We start from the raw sequence: 13,762 nt of genomic DNA, 5'->3' as shown, positions 1-13,762 counted from the left end.
ACCAGCAGGGTCGTGTCGATGATCTCGTCACGGAGGGCCCCGAACAGGCTGATCGGAAGCCCGCGCCGTTGCCTGGGGTACCGACGCCGGTCACGCGCTCGACCCGGTCCGTGCCTCGGTCCCCGGTGGCGGCGTTCCGCACGGGCTGCGGAGGCGCTCGGTGTGATCAGCACGGCGACCTCCACCTCTGGATGCCGACCGTCGGCCCGCTGATCGGAGGTCCGGTCGACGCGTTGCCCTACCGCCTGTTGATCAGCCGCTTCCTGCCGGTCGCCGAGCAGGAGCCCGGCCGGGTGCCCGCGCCGGACGAGTGAGAGGGACGACCATGCCCGAATTCGTTGGGGCGGTGGACCAAGGCACCACCAGCACCCGCTTCATGATCTTCGACCACGACGGCAACGAGGTCGCACGTCACCAGCTCGAACACGAGCAGATCTTCCCCCGCTCCGGCTGGGTCGAGCACGATCCCGTGGAGATCTGGGAACGTACGAACTCCACGATGCAGAACGCCGTCCGCCAGGGCGACCTGTCCGCCGCCGACCTCGCGGCCATCGGGATCACCAATCAGCGGGAGACCACGGTCATCTGGGACCCCGAAACCGGTGAGCCGTACTACAACGCGATCGTCTGGCAGGACACCCGCACCGACTCCATAGCCGCGGCGCTGGAGCGGGAGCACGGGGACCTCATCCGGCGCAAGACGGGTCTGCCGCCGGCGACGTACTTCTCCGGCGGCAAGATCAAGTGGATCCTGGAGAACGTCGACGGTGTCCGTGAGGCCGCCGAGAGGGGCCGGGCCGTGTTCGGCAACACCGACGCCTGGGTCCTGTGGAACCTCACCGGCGGTCCGAACGGCGGCATCCACGCCACGGACGTCACCAACGCCAGCCGTACCATGCTGATGAACCTGGAGACCCTCGACTGGGACGACGAACTGCTCGACGTCTTCGGCATCCCGCGCGCCATGCTCCCGGCCATCAACCCCTCCTCGCACCCGGAGGCTTTCGGGACCACCCGTACGACCCGTCCGCTGCGCACCGCCGTACCCATCACCGGCGTCCTCGGGGACCAGCAGGCGGCCACGGTCGGCCAGGTCTGCTTCCGCCCGGGCGAGGCCAAGAACACCTACGGCACCGGCAACTTCCTGGTCCTCAACACGGGCACGGAGATCGTCCGGTCCAGCAGCGGCCTGCTGACCACGGTGGCGTACCAGTTCGGGGACGCTCCCGCCGTGTACGCGCTGGAGGGATCCATCGCTGTCACCGGCTCCGCCGTCCAGTGGCTCCGCGACCAGATGCGCATCATCAGCTCCTCTCCCGAGGTGGAGGGACTGGCCCGGCAGGTGGAGGACAGCGGCGGCATCTACTTCGTACCGGCTTTCTCCGGCCTGTTCGCTCCGTACTGGCGCTCCGATGCCCGGGGCGCGATCGTCGGCCTCGCTCGCTTCCACACCAACGCGCACCTGGCCAGGGCGACCCTGGAAGCCATCTGCTACCAGAGCCGCGACGTGGCCGAAGCGATGGAGCGGGACTCGGGCGTCGCACTCGACGTGCTGCGGGTGGACGGCGGCGTCACCGCCAACGACCTGTGCATGCAGATCCAGGCCGACATCCTCGGCGTACCGGTCAGCCGCCCGGTCGTGGCCGAGACCACCGCGCTCGGCGCCGCCTACGCGGCGGGGCTCGCCACCGGCTTCTGGGAGAACACCGACGAGCTCCGCTCGCACTGGCACGAGTCGCAGCGGTGGGAGCCGCAGTGGAGCGAGGAGGAGCGGGAGAAGGGCTACGCCGGGTGGAAGAAGGCCGTGGAACGCAGCCTCGACTGGGTCGAGGTCGAATAGCCGGGACGGCGACCACATGCCTGTTCCGCTACGTCAAGGGGTAGGAGACGGGCATATCGGTTCGTGCGGAGTCTTGGCGAGGAGAACAAGCATGGCGAGTCTGATGAATCGGCTCAGGGCGTTCGGGCGCAGCCCGGAGGCACGCCGTCTGGTGGCCGAGGGCAGGCGGATGGCGTCCGACCCGAGGACGAGGGCTGAGGCCAAGCGGCTGTTCGCCAGGCTGCGCCGGCGGCCGCGGAACTGAACCGGGGTCGTCGCGTACCAGGTGAAACGCGGGTCCGCGGTCGTGAGCGTGGCCATCACCCCGATGCCGAACGCCCGCCCGGCCCCGGGCGAGTACGGCCTGGCCAGGGCCCACGGGCGTGTGCGGCCTGGCCAGGTGGCAGCGAGGTCAGCCGCCCTGGAGTGTCTCCTGCAGCCAGTCGAAGACGACCTCGCAGTGCTGCCTGGGAGCCATCGGTGAGCAGTGCAACTGCGCGCCGGTCGCCGCGGTGAGCTTCACGTATTCCTTGGGGGCCGTCAGCTTGTCGAACATCTGGCGTGGCTGGCCGGGGTAGAACTGCTCGAAGTCGTAGTCGAGGACCAGGGTGGGCGCCTTGATACGGCCCACGACGTTCGTGATGTTCATCGACGCGATGAGCGTGGCCGGGGTGTAGAAATCGGTGAACATCCTCCCCTGGCGGGCGGCGAGCATCGCCGGCACGGAGAAGGGCTCGAAGCGCTTCTTCACCGTCGCGGCCTCGGCAGGAGACAGTTGTGGCACGACTTCCTTGTTCCAGATGTCGTTGGTCTCCTCCTTGTTCGGGGTGAGAATCTTCCGAAGTTCCCCGAAGGCGAGCCACGGGTCCAGGCAGCCGGGCATCGCCACCAGTGCCGCGATCCGCTGTTCGAAGGCCGCGGCCCGGGGAGCCAGGTCGCCCCCCATGCTCAGCCCGGTGAGAGCGATTCTGTCGGCGTCCACGTCGGAACGGGCGGTCAGCCAGTCGACGAGCGGCGCGACCACGGTCTCCCAGCGGGGGCTGAACACCACCTGGTTCACGAAGATCATCTGCCCTTGGCCGGGCCCCTCGTAGACCAGGGCGTTCCAGCCCCGGTCCAGCGCGGCGGAGACACCGTACGTCCACATGTCGACGTTCTGTCCGTCGCTGCCGTTGGTGAGGATCACGGTGGGGCGGCGGCGTCCTGAGGCGTCCGGGCGGAAGAGCCATACGGGCACCGAGGTCTTCGCGTACGGGACCTTCGCCGTCACCGGTGCCGGGTCGCACAGCTTGCAGAACGTGTCCCATGCGCCGCGGCAGGCCTTGTACAGCTCCTCCTCGCTGCCCGGGTCGCGGGAGCCGAGGACGAAGAAGAGCGCCTGGGCGTAGTACTGCGATGCCCTCAGTGCCCGGAATCGCGTGGTCTCCCGGTCGGGACGGCCGCCCGTGGGTGCCTTCATCAGCTGGTCGCCGAGCTTCCTGAAGGTCTCGACGTACGTCTGTGCCGACAGACCTGCCTTGTTGATCGCGTTGACGGCGGTGAGCACCTCGCCCACATCAGCGCTGCCCTGATCGGACCCGCCGAGCGCCAGCAGCCCGCTGAAATTGAAGTCCGGGTTGCGGAAGAGCGTCATCACTCCGGGCGTGGGCCCGCCTGCGGAGGCGGAAGCCGTGCCCGGGGACGGGGCCTGCGCGGAGGAGGCCTCCGTGGTGGTGCAGCCCGCGGCCAGCAGGGTGGCCCCCGCCACGCCGACGATCCCGGACAGGGCGCTGCGCCGTCCTGGGCCGAGGAGCTGATCAGTCGGAACGTGTCTCATGGCGACCCAATGTATGACCGGGCTCTTCTCGCTTCGCCGCACGACGCCCGCCATTGCCCCGAACAGCCCGACGCCTCTGGCTCCCGTTCCGCCGGCAACCAGGTGGGTGCGGTCGGAGGGAACGGCATCAGCCTCCCCGCCGGCGGGCCAGGCGGTCCGCGAGCACGGACAGCGGCACCACAGCGGCCCATGAGTACATGGCGGCCATCGGTGAAAGCTGGGCGATGCCCACGGAGGCCAGGAACACCAACGCCTGAGAGGGCAATGGAACAGTGCCCGGCCGTTCGCCGGCGCGGAGCCGGACGCGCAGGGCGATGGCGTACAGGACCAAAGCCGTGACACCGACGACCCCTCCGTACAGCGCCGGACCGAGCGGCTGGTCCCCGTAGTCCTGAAGGGCGGAGGTGGGAAACGGGATCAGCGACAGCAGCGCCAGGAAGGTCACGTTGAGCCAGAACAGGCCGGTGTCGACTTGGACGACGCCACGCATGGCGGTGTGGTGGACCCTCCAGAAAAGAGCGATGACGGCGGCGCTGAGCGCCAAGGCACCCAGCTCGGCCCAGGTCTCGTCGAGCGCGTGGTCGAGCGCGGCGCCCCGCAGGCCCGAGGGCAGCTTGATCTCCAGGACGAGCAGCGTGAGGGCGATGGCCGCCACGCCGTCGGTCAGGGCGAACATTCGGCTGACGGAGACGTAATCGTCTTCCTTCCGGCGAACGTCCAGTGTGGCGGCGGGAGGGCTGCGATCCATCAACTCTTGTTAACACGGCACCTCGCGGCCGGACGACAGCGGGACGGCTCGTGGTGCGGGAGATCGCCCGGTTGCACGCTGCTACGAACGTCGCGCCCGGGTCATCGACTGACGTCACGGAAGTACGGCACGACCTGTCGCGGCCAGTCATCCCTCGCCGTGGTGAGGGCTGCATGACCGGGACCAGCGGCCCGTGGCGTCGCGGAACTCCACCACCTCACGTTTGAGCGAGTAGATCTGCTCGGTCAGGTCGTCGCGGGAGGGTGAGAACACGCACCCAGAAAGACCGGCTCGACGAGGCACGGCGCCCGCCGCGACGCCAATGGCGAGAGGTATTCCCCGATCACCAGGGCTGCGCTACCGCCGGGCCCCTGGCGCAGAAACCCGCCCACGCCCGAGCCCGGCCCCGGCGAACCCCTGGTCCCGGGTTGCCGACCCGCGCCACCGCGGTGTCTCAGTGAGGCGGTCGGGCCTCCTCCTGGGCGCGTCGCTGGGGCGGAGCGGAGAGGCGGCGAGCGCCTGAGTCACTCGGGTCCTCGTCGGTCTCCGGGCGCAGACACTCGATCAGATAGTCGCCGGTGTCGGGGTCGAGGGTCACTCCGTGGGTCTCGCTGCGGAAGCCGGGGAAACGGCGGTCGAAGGACTCCAGCGCGGTGAGGTAGCGCAACAGAGGCCCGTCCTTGTCGCCGACGCTCTCGCCGGGCATGAGCACGGGGATGCCGGGCGGGGTGACCGTGACCATGGCGGCCGCCACCCGGCCGGGGGCCTCGGCCAGCCGCACCCGCTCGGTGCCGCCGCGGATCAGGCGCTGGTAGCAGAATTGGGGCGGGGCGACCGGCTCCGGCAGTTGCTGGAAGGCGGTGTCCAGCAGCTCCACCAGGCGGACCGAGCGCAGATGGTCGTGCATCTCCTGGCACAGTTCGCGCAGAGTCCGGCCGGAGTAGCGCCTCGGGTATTCGGCGACCAGGGCGGGCAGGACTCGGTCGAGCGGGGCGTCACCGTCGTAGAGGGCCTTGAAGTCCATCAGGGCGTCCAGCAGTGTGCCCCACTTGCCCTTGGTGATGCCCATGGAGAACAGCACCAGCGTGGTGTAGCTGTCCGTCTTCTCCACGACGATGCCACGGGTGCCCAGGTAGGCGGTGAGCACGCGGGCCGGGACGCCCCAGTCGCCCATGTCGCCGGTGGCGGTCATTCCCGGACAGGTCAGGGTGACCTTGATCGGATCCAGCATGCAGTAGCCGTCGGTCAGCCCGGAGAAGCCGTGCCAGTCCGCGCCCGGCTCGAGGTGCCAGCAGGAGGGCTCGGTGCGCAGCAGGTCGACCGAGGCCTCGTCGAAGGGCAGGCGTGCGCCGCTTTCCGGTTCGGTCACCGTCTCGGGCTGCCACACCCCGAAGAACCAGGGCGGCCGGTCGCCGGCGGCCTCGATGCGCCGTCGGATGCGCACCATCTCCTGACGGAACCGGATCGCCTCGGTCACCGCCTCGTCGACCAGCCAGTGGCCCTGCGGCCCGTCCATCATGGCGGTGGCCACGTCCAGCGAGGCGATCATCGGATACAGTGGGGATGTGGTGCCGTGCATCATCAGCGCCTCGTTGAACCGGTCGTGTTCGACCGGGGCCCGGGGAGCCGGCCGGACGTGCACCATGGCGCTCTGCGACAGCGCGGCCAGCAGTTTGTGGGTGGACTGGGTCGCGAAGACGGTGGGGCGTTCGGGGCCGGGGAAGGTGTCCGGGCCCACCGACATGCCGTAGCGGCCGGCGTAGAGGGGGTGGAAGCGGGCGTAGGCGAACCACGCTTCGTCGAAGTGCAGCCGGGGCGTGCTGGAGGCGAACGCCCGGGCCGTCGCCAAGGCGTCGTAACACAGACCGTCGTAAGTGGAGTTGGTGAAGACGGCGTATTGGGCTCCGGTCGGGAGGGCATCCTGGGCCAGCGGGTTCGCGGCGATCCTTGCCGCCACCGCATCCGCCTCGATCTCGTCCGGGGGCAGCGGCCCGGCGAGGCCGTAGCCGTTGCGGGTGGGGATCAGGTACACCGGCCGGGCGCCGGAGACGACCAGGCCGTGCAGGACCGACTTGTGGCAGTTGCGGTCCACCAGCGCGATCTCGTCGCGCGTGACGCTGAAGTGGCCGACCAGGCGGTTGCAGGTGGAGTCGCCGTGCAGGACGAAGTAGGTGAGGTCGGAGCCGAAGACCCGGGCGGCGTTGCGCTCCGCCTCGCCGATCGGGCCGGTGTGCTCGAACAGCGACCCGAGTTCCCCGACCGAGATCGACAGGTCGCTGCGCATCAACCGCTCCCCGAAGTAGTCGTGGAACGCCTGGCCCACGGGCGACTTGAGGAAGGCGACACCGCCGGAGTGGGCGGGGGTGTGCCAGGAGTACTCGTGCGCGTCGTCGAAGCGGCGCAGCGCGCGGAAGAACGGCGGCAGGACGGATTCCCGGTACCCGCGGGCCGCGGTGGTGATCCGGCCCGCGATGAACGCCGGCGTGTCCTCCAGCGGCCAGACGTAGCCCACCACCGACTCCGACACCCACAGCGGCAGGTTCTGCATGTCCTCGTCCGCCATGACCAGGAACACCGGCAGGTCCTGGAAGCGGCGGCCGATCCGGCGCAGAACCGCCGCACCGCCCGGCTCGCTGTCCGCCCCGGAACCGGGCGGAAGGTCCCAGGCCACCAACGCGGCGGCCAGACCGGCCTCGGTGCGCAGCACCGCCTCGGCGTCGGCCGCGTTGACCGCCCAGCGGGTCCCGAACCCCTCGGACTCGATCGCCTCACGGATCTTCACCAGCTGCTCGGTGCCGGCGCCCTCGTCCTGCGGATGCTCGCGTACCGCGACCAGAATCCTGCTGTCGGCCATGGTGTCCCCTCCCCGGCGGCGTGTGCCGCCCAGGCCAGTGTCCGAACGGCACACCGGGACGACGGACGTCTACAGCGATAAACCACCCCGACGACGGAACGTGCCGCACCCGCCCTTGACCTGGGGAACCGGTCAGCGCCGGCCGCCGGCCGACCGGTCTCGGAGACCAGCACCTTCTCTGCAGCCCAGGGCTGACCGACACGCTGACGCTCACGCCTTGGGCGAGTCGACGGATGACCATGACCCGTGAAGTGACTGGTATGACTGGTGCATGCAGGAAGAAACCGCACAGTCGGCGATCGACACGTTCATCTCCGCGTTCAACGCCTCAGAGGACAGCTATGTGACGTCCCTGCTGTCCCAGGCGCTGGCCCCGGACGTCACCCTCTGGGGGCCGTTGGGGCGCAGTGAGGGGATTGAGGCAGTGGAGCGGTTCGTGCTGGACATTCGGCGCCACCCGGCGGGGGCGGGCACGATGGTCCGCTGTTCGGGAGTGGACATGCCCGACGAGTGGGCGCGGTACCAGTGGGTTTTCACGATGCCGGACGGAGGCCCGCGTCTGGCGGGAACGGACGTCGTCCACCTGAGGCGAAACCTCATCGATCAGATCATCGTTTTCGCGGGAGACATCAAGCCCTGCCCCTAGAGTCCGCAGGGCCCTTCTGTGCACGTGCCCGTGGGCGTGCAGACGGATGCGGTGTACGCGCGCGGCGGGGAGACGAAAGCCGGGGCTCCTACGGCGAGAGGCGGGTCAGAGCGAGCGCAGCGGGGTGGAGGGGAAAGCGGCACGCTCGGTTGTCATGCGACGGTGCGGCGGGCAGGACGCTCCCGCCTTCGGCGGCGGAGGACGACTGCCAGGTTCACGGCGGAGAACACCGCGAGGGCGCCACACGCCGCCGCGAGGCCCGCGAGTTGTGAGGCGGTTGGGGTGCTGCCTGCGTCGGAGCGCGTCGACCACACGGCGAACAGCACTGTCGCACCCACGAAGAGCGGCGTGAAGCAGACGGACAGCAACAGCCGTAGGCCGAGGGCACTGCGAGCTGTGACCGGTTCGGTGCCTGTTCGCTCGTAGCGGCGGCCGATGAAGCCGGAGCGTGATGGCGGCACCGGCCTGTGTGTGTCCGAAGGTGTGCCTTTGGGGTTCGGTCGGCGTGCATCGGGCATGACACCCCTCCTCGTGTGCGAAGCCGGTGGCGGCCGGATGGGTTGCGTCCAGGTGTTGTCGATGGCAGTGGCGTCTCATTGCGGGGTGGTGGGTTCGGTGGGTCGGTGTCTTGCCTGGTGCTGGGCGATCTCTGCGACGATCTGACGGAACTTGCTCTCGGTCAGTGGGTATGCCGCCATGACGGCGATCGCGGCGAGGCTGACGGCGGCGGGAACGGCGCCGGCCGCGATCCGGATCGAGGTGACGGCGGTTGCGCTCTGTGCGGCGGCGCCGGAGACATAGCCTCCGAGCCCGATGATGTAGGCCGCGGCGGCGGCCCCGATGGCCTGGCCCACTTTCCGGCTGAGGGAGAGGACCGAGTAGCTCGCGCCTTCGGCGCGTACACCGGTCTTCCATTCGCCGTATTCGACGGTGTCGGCCACGAGCGCCCAGATCAAGGTGTTGACGGCGCCGATGCCCAGCCCGAGGATGCCGAAGCCGACGATGGCGATCGTGGGGTTGGAGCCGGGTGCGAGGGCGGTGACGAGCCCGCCCAACGCGGTGATCGCGGCGCCCGCGATGTAGGACTTCCGCTTGCCGATCCTGCGTACCGCGGTGGGGATGAGCACGGTGGCGGTGAGCATGCCGACGACCTGCACAGCGACGAGGACGATGTAGAGATCGGCGTTGTCGAGCACGTCGCGGGCGTAGTAGACGGCGATGGTCTCCACCGCGAACATGCCGCACAGGAACAGCACGCTGGACAGGCTGAGCAGGAGCAGCGCCTTGTTCTGTCTCAGGGTGTCCCAGCTCTGGCGCAGGGTGACTTTCTCGACGTGGCGCTCCACCCGCTCCCTGGCGGTGGAGAAGCTGAACAGGTACAGCGGGATTCCGATCAGTACCAGCGCCGCGGTGGTGATCGTCAGGGAGCGCTGGAGATCGTCGGACGTGGCGATCTGCGGGGACACGACGACCGCCAGCAGGAGGATCACCAGGCTGGTGGCGAGTGCGCGGGCGCTGGCCAGCTTGGAGCGCTCGTCCGGATCCTGGGTCATGACGGTGGAGAGGGAGCCGTAGGGGATGTTGACCAGGCCGTAGGCGAAGGAGAACACCGCGTAGGAGAGGAAGGCGTACCCCAGCTTGCCGCTGTCGCCGAGTCCGTCGGGGACGGAGAAGAGCGCGACGAGCAGGAGCAGCAGGGGAAGGGAGGCGAAGAGGAGGTAGGGGCGGTATCTGCCCCAGCGGGTGGAGGTGCGGTCGACGATGCGGCCGACGATCACGTCGCCGATCCCGTCCCAGACCCGCACGAGCAGGAACAGCGTTCCCGCCGTGGAGGCGGCGATCCCGACGACGTCGGTGTAGTACAGCAGCAGGAACATCGACGCCATCGAGAACGCGAGGTTGTTCGCGAAGTCCCCGGCTCCGTAGCCGATGTACTGGACGGTGCGCAGCTTGAGGGCCGGCTCGCCCCGCGGGCTGGTCATCGGTGCTCTCGCCACCGTTCGCGCAGCAGCCAGGCGCTGGATTTGGGTCTGCGGTCGCGGGTGAAGACGCCCTTTTTGTTGCCGCCGACACGCAGCAGGCCCGGGGCTGTCTCGAAGTCGGCGAAGTTCCATATCTGCTCGCCGACGACCGCGTCGACGCGGTCGAAGACACGGTGGTACATCGCGAGCACGTCGGCCTGGTAGTCCTCGGTCCACGGGGTGGGCGTGACGGTGCGCAGGCCCATGACCGCGTCCGCGCCGTACTCGGTCATGATGATCGGTTTGTCATGCTTGCGTGTCCACGCCCCGAGCTCGGCCTCCAGATGACGCTCGGCGGCGGCGAGATCCGCCAGGTCCCTGTACCAGCCGTAGTAGCGATTGAGCATCAGGACGTCGAACAGGCCGGAGACGACGTCATGGGTCGGGGTCGCGCTCATGAAGTTGGCGAAGGCCACCGGACGGGTGGGATCGAGCCGTCGGGCTTCGGCGACCAGCGGCTCGAAGTACGAGAAGGAAGCGACCGTATGGGACTCCGGCTCGTTGGCGACGCTCCAGATCACCACACACGGATGGTTCTTGTCGCGGTCGATCATCTCGCGGATCGCCTGGCGGTGAACGTCCTGCGTGGCGGAATTGATGGTGTGCTCGGAGAACGTGGAGAACACCGCCTCCGCGAGCGTGGCGCCGAGCTCGGCGTTGAGCCCCACCGCGGGAGTTTCGCCGATGACCACGATGCCGTGCCGGTCCGCGTACTCCAGCACCTCCTCCGCGTAGGGGTAGTGCGAGGTGCGGAAGGAGTTCGCGCCGAGCCACTCCATGAGCGCGAAGTCATGCACCATGTAGGCGTCGTCATGCCCTTTGCCGCGAACTGGGCTGTCTTCGTGCTTGCCGAAGCCGGTGAAGTAGAACGGCTCTCCGTTGATCAGGAACCGGCTGCCCTCGACCGCCACGGTCCGCACCCCCACCGGCAGCGGATAGGTGTCGGCCGGCGGGTCGCCGGTGCCTCGCAGCTCGGCGTGGAGGTGGTAGAGGTAGCCCTCACCCGGCCGCCACGGGTGCACGCCCTCGATCGTCAACCCTCCCTCGCCGCCGGCGGCACGCGCGACCTCGGCACCGTCGGCGTCCCGCAGGACGACGCGGACCTCATGCTCCTCACCGCCGACCGCTTCGACCTGGTAGTCGACGATGCCGGTCGTTCCGGCCAACCTGGTGAAGACGGTGATGTCGCTGATGTACGCCCGGGGGGTGGTGTACAGCCGCACGCCGCGATGCAGGCCGGCGTAGTTGAAGAAGTCGTGGAAGTAGCGCTGCCGCAGGCCGTCGGGGGTTTCCTCGACGTGACCGGGCGGGATCGACTGCCAGGAGAGGGTGTTGTTCACGACCACGGTCACCCGGTGCTCGGCGCCCGGTTCGACCAGGTCGGTGATGTCGGCCTCGAACGGCGTGTAGCCGCCCTCGTGCGCCGTCACTTCGGTGTCGTCGACCCAGACGACGGCCCGGTGCGTCGCGGAGTCGAAACGCAGCACGATCCGCTGCCCTCGCCACCCTTTCGGGATCCGGATCGCCCTCTGGTACCAGACGTCGCCCACATGGTCGTGTACCGCCGCGTCGGGAAACAGATCGTTGAAGCTCGCCGGTACCGGCGCCTCCCTGGCGCCGGGCAACGCCTGGCGCCACCAGCCGTCAGCCCGGCCGGCCCCGTCGGTGTCGACGGCGAACCGCCACAGGCCGTTCAGTGAGACCAACTCGCGTGTGGCCGTCTCGCGGGGCCTGAGCATGGGCAACTCCTCAAGGCTCTGTATCCGTGCCGCGCGGCCGCGTCCGAAGCGAGGCCGCCGCGACGATCAGTTCGACGCACGCGTCCACACCGAAGGCGGTGGCGTCGATCATGAGGTGGTACAGCGCCGGGTCATCACCGTCGACGCCATAGGCGCCCCTGACGTACTCCCTGCGGGCCCAGTCATTGACCTTCACACGCCGCTCAGCGGTCTCCCGATCGACGCCTTCGGCCTCCATGACCTGTGCGATACGGGCCTGCCGCGAACCGCCCAGATACACGTGCAGGGCATGGGGCACCGAGCCCAGCACCACCGCCCCGGCGCGCCCCAGCACCACACCTCCGGACCGGCTGGCGTCAGCCATGAACCGGCGGATCTCCGCCTGCATCTGCCCCTGTTCCAGCAGCCACCGCTCCTGCTGCGGGCCGCCTGTCAAACTGGGCGCCCTGGCCAGCGCCGAGAACAACCGCTGCCTGCGGCTCAGCGGACGCTCCTCGGCAGCAGCCACGACCTCCTCGGGAACACCGCTCCGTGCGGCGACCGACGCGGGAATGGCGCGATCGAGGAAAACAACGCCGAGCTGCTCGGCCACCCGAGGCCCGATGACCACACCCCCCGTCCCGTGAAGCGCGGCAAGCGTGACCACCGGAGGCGACTGCTCGGGTTCTGAAGGAGACTGCCCGGGTTCTGAACGCGTGGACGCAAGATCACGCATACTCTCCATCCTCCCGTAGCCGTCACAAAGCGCAAATCACCGAAGAAGCCTGGTGCGTGGTGAGACCCGGGCTCACGGCCTGGAAGGCAGGGTTGGACCCGCTGGAGGAATACCTGGCCGGCTCTGCGGGCCCGCCCTGACCGTGACCTGGTGTGTCACCGTCGACGCCTGTGGCGGTCCAGTAGGCGACGGAACACCGGCGGGAAAGGCAGACGGGGGAGGCGGAGGTGCCTCGGCGGCGCCGCCGCCCGCGGCTCGCCGGCGCCCTGCTCGATCACGGTCTGGGCGTCCCGAGGGGCGACTCCGGCGAACACCATGATGTCGAAACAGACGAAGCGCACGCCGGTTGTCGCTGCCTGAAGCGCCATGTGCGGCCGGGCACCGTCGCCGGTGGCCCGGCGGGCGACGGCGACGGCGCGGTCCACCGCCCGCTGGCGGCTCTGGAGGTCACTCAGGCCGGTCGAAAGGTCACTGATCGCGTCGGCCAGTTCGCGCACCTCGCGTGCGAGGCTGCTGTCCCCGGGCAGGCCCGTGCCGGCAGTCGCGCGGATGAGCATCAAACAACTCACTCCGAGCAACTCGATACGGCCGGCCTCACCGCTCATCAGTACGGCCGTGGGGCGTTCGTACCACCAGACCAAGGAGTGGCTGGCGATCCGGGAACTGGCCGGGCCCGCCCGCCCGACCTCGTCGAGCTGCTCTCGCACGCCGTGCATCCGCTGGGTCAGTTCCTCCTGCGGATCCTCGGCCTGCGTGCCGCGTTCGACCGTGTCCGCTGCCAGCCGCAGGCCTTCGGCCATGTCGGCCAGTGCGGTCCTCTCGGCCCGGCGTACCAGTGCCACCGGCTCGGGGGAGAACAACACCTGCGTGAACACCAGGGCCACCCCGGCACCGATCAGCGCGTCGGTCAACCGGTCCGGGCCGGCCTCGCCGTCGGCCACGGCGATGGTGAGGATCGCCCCGGCGGCCGCCTGGACGCGGATCAGGCGATTGGCCCCCAGCGTCTGCGCGACGACCAGCGCGACGAACGTGGCCAGCGCCATGCAGCCCCAGCCGCCTCCCAGCAGCACGACCGTGAGTTCGCCGACCACGATGCCGACGCACGTGCCGAGCACCAGCCGCACCGCACTGCGGCCCCGCTCGCCCTGCGCGAAGTTGAGCGCGACGACAGCGGCGATCGGCGCGAAGAACGGGTCGGCGTGGCCCCCGATGCCGACCGCGATCACCCAGGCCACAGTGGCGGCTGCCGTCGCTTGCGCCAGCGGCCAGGTCTCGGCGAGCCACACACGTACCGCTGCGGCGCCCTGTGAACGAGCCATACGGAGTTCTCCCGGTTCGAGCACCATGTCAAGAGAACGGCCGAAACGGCAGCGCTGCCACACCGGCGGCTTGCCTGCGCTGGAT

The 13,762-nt window shown here is 69.4% G+C and carries 13 protein-coding genes; 4 read left to right on the top strand and 9 right to left on the bottom strand.

From position 1 onward, the window contains the following. The first annotated feature begins 191 nt into the window (after positions 1 to 191). From ACPT94_RS16355 to ACPT94_RS16345, 3 genes are all read left to right on the top strand, one after another. A complete protein-coding gene (locus ACPT94_RS16355; RefSeq protein WP_360340612.1) occupies positions 192 to 314 on the top strand; it encodes a hypothetical protein in 123 nt (40 codons plus the stop codon). Between the two features lie 11 nt (positions 315 to 325). After that, positions 326 to 1,840, top strand: a complete 1,515-nt coding sequence (gene glpK / locus ACPT94_RS16350; RefSeq protein WP_360340615.1) for a glycerol kinase GlpK — start codon at positions 326 to 328, stop codon at positions 1,838 to 1,840. 91 nt (positions 1,841 to 1,931) lie between these two features. Beyond that, positions 1,932 to 2,084 carry a hypothetical protein gene (locus tag ACPT94_RS16345; protein ID WP_360340617.1) on the top strand — a complete coding sequence of 51 codons (153 nt, stop codon included), beginning with the start codon at positions 1,932 to 1,934 and terminating at the stop codon, positions 2,082 to 2,084. Positions 2,085 to 2,231: 147 nt separating this feature from the next. Here the strand turns inward: ACPT94_RS16345 and ACPT94_RS16340 are convergent, their stop codons facing one another. The 4 genes from ACPT94_RS16340 to ACPT94_RS16325 form a co-directional block, all read right to left on the bottom strand. After that, positions 2,232 to 3,635 carry an alpha/beta hydrolase family protein gene (locus tag ACPT94_RS16340; RefSeq protein ID WP_425246143.1) on the bottom strand — a complete coding sequence of 468 codons (1,404 nt, stop codon included), beginning with the start codon at positions 3,633 to 3,635 and terminating at the stop codon, positions 2,232 to 2,234. Between the two features lie 127 nt (positions 3,636 to 3,762). Beyond that, on the bottom strand, positions 3,763 to 4,311 hold the full coding sequence (locus tag ACPT94_RS16335; RefSeq protein ID WP_425246142.1) for a TMEM175 family protein: 549 nt from the start codon (positions 4,309 to 4,311) through the stop codon (positions 3,763 to 3,765). 219 nt (positions 4,312 to 4,530) lie between these two features. Further along, positions 4,531 to 4,656, bottom strand: a complete 126-nt coding sequence (locus ACPT94_RS16330) for a hypothetical protein (protein WP_360340626.1) — start codon at positions 4,654 to 4,656, stop codon at positions 4,531 to 4,533. Between the two features lie 181 nt (positions 4,657 to 4,837). Further along, on the bottom strand, positions 4,838 to 7,237 hold the full coding sequence (locus tag ACPT94_RS16325) for an Orn/Lys/Arg family decarboxylase (RefSeq protein WP_425246141.1): 2,400 nt from the start codon (positions 7,235 to 7,237) through the stop codon (positions 4,838 to 4,840). Between the two features lie 271 nt (positions 7,238 to 7,508). Here ACPT94_RS16325 and ACPT94_RS16320 point away from each other — a divergent pair, with 271 nt between their 5' ends. After that, positions 7,509 to 7,883 (top strand): nuclear transport factor 2 family protein, encoded by a 375-nt coding sequence (locus ACPT94_RS16320; RefSeq protein ID WP_360340632.1) that lies wholly within the window; start codon positions 7,509 to 7,511, stop codon positions 7,881 to 7,883. 152 nt (positions 7,884 to 8,035) lie between these two features. On the opposite strand, the gene ACPT94_RS16315 is transcribed toward ACPT94_RS16320, so the two are convergent. The 5 genes from ACPT94_RS16315 to ACPT94_RS16295 all read right to left on the bottom strand — a co-directional run bounded on the left by ACPT94_RS16315 (position 8,036) and on the right by ACPT94_RS16295 (position 13,677). Beyond that, positions 8,036 to 8,401 carry a DUF6343 family protein gene (locus tag ACPT94_RS16315; protein ID WP_360340635.1) on the bottom strand — a complete coding sequence of 122 codons (366 nt, stop codon included), beginning with the start codon at positions 8,399 to 8,401 and terminating at the stop codon, positions 8,036 to 8,038. Positions 8,402 to 8,476: 75 nt separating this feature from the next. Beyond that, positions 8,477 to 9,865: a glycoside-pentoside-hexuronide (GPH):cation symporter gene (locus ACPT94_RS16310; RefSeq protein ID WP_360340638.1), complete on the bottom strand. Its 1,389-nt coding sequence runs from the start codon at positions 9,863 to 9,865 to the stop codon at positions 8,477 to 8,479. Beyond that, a complete protein-coding gene (gene uidA, locus ACPT94_RS16305; protein ID WP_360340641.1) occupies positions 9,862 to 11,643 on the bottom strand; it encodes a beta-glucuronidase in 1,782 nt (593 codons plus the stop codon). Before uidA ends, ACPT94_RS16310 begins: the two co-directional genes overlap by 4 nt. 10 nt (positions 11,644 to 11,653) lie before the next feature. Next, a complete protein-coding gene (locus tag ACPT94_RS16300; RefSeq protein WP_425246140.1) occupies positions 11,654 to 12,358 on the bottom strand; it encodes a cytidylate kinase-like family protein in 705 nt (234 codons plus the stop codon). A 155-nt stretch (positions 12,359 to 12,513) separates the two neighbouring features. Then, positions 12,514 to 13,677, bottom strand: coding sequence for an FUSC family protein (locus tag ACPT94_RS16295; RefSeq protein ID WP_425246139.1), 1,164 nt, complete (start codon positions 13,675 to 13,677; stop codon positions 12,514 to 12,516). Positions 13,678 to 13,762: the final 85 nt, after the last annotated feature.

The organism is Streptomyces aurantiaciflavus, from assembly GCF_049808595.1.
GTDB lineage: Bacteria > Actinomycetota > Actinomycetes > Streptomycetales > Streptomycetaceae > Streptomyces.
This window is presented reverse-complemented; position numbering and strand designations above follow the sequence as displayed.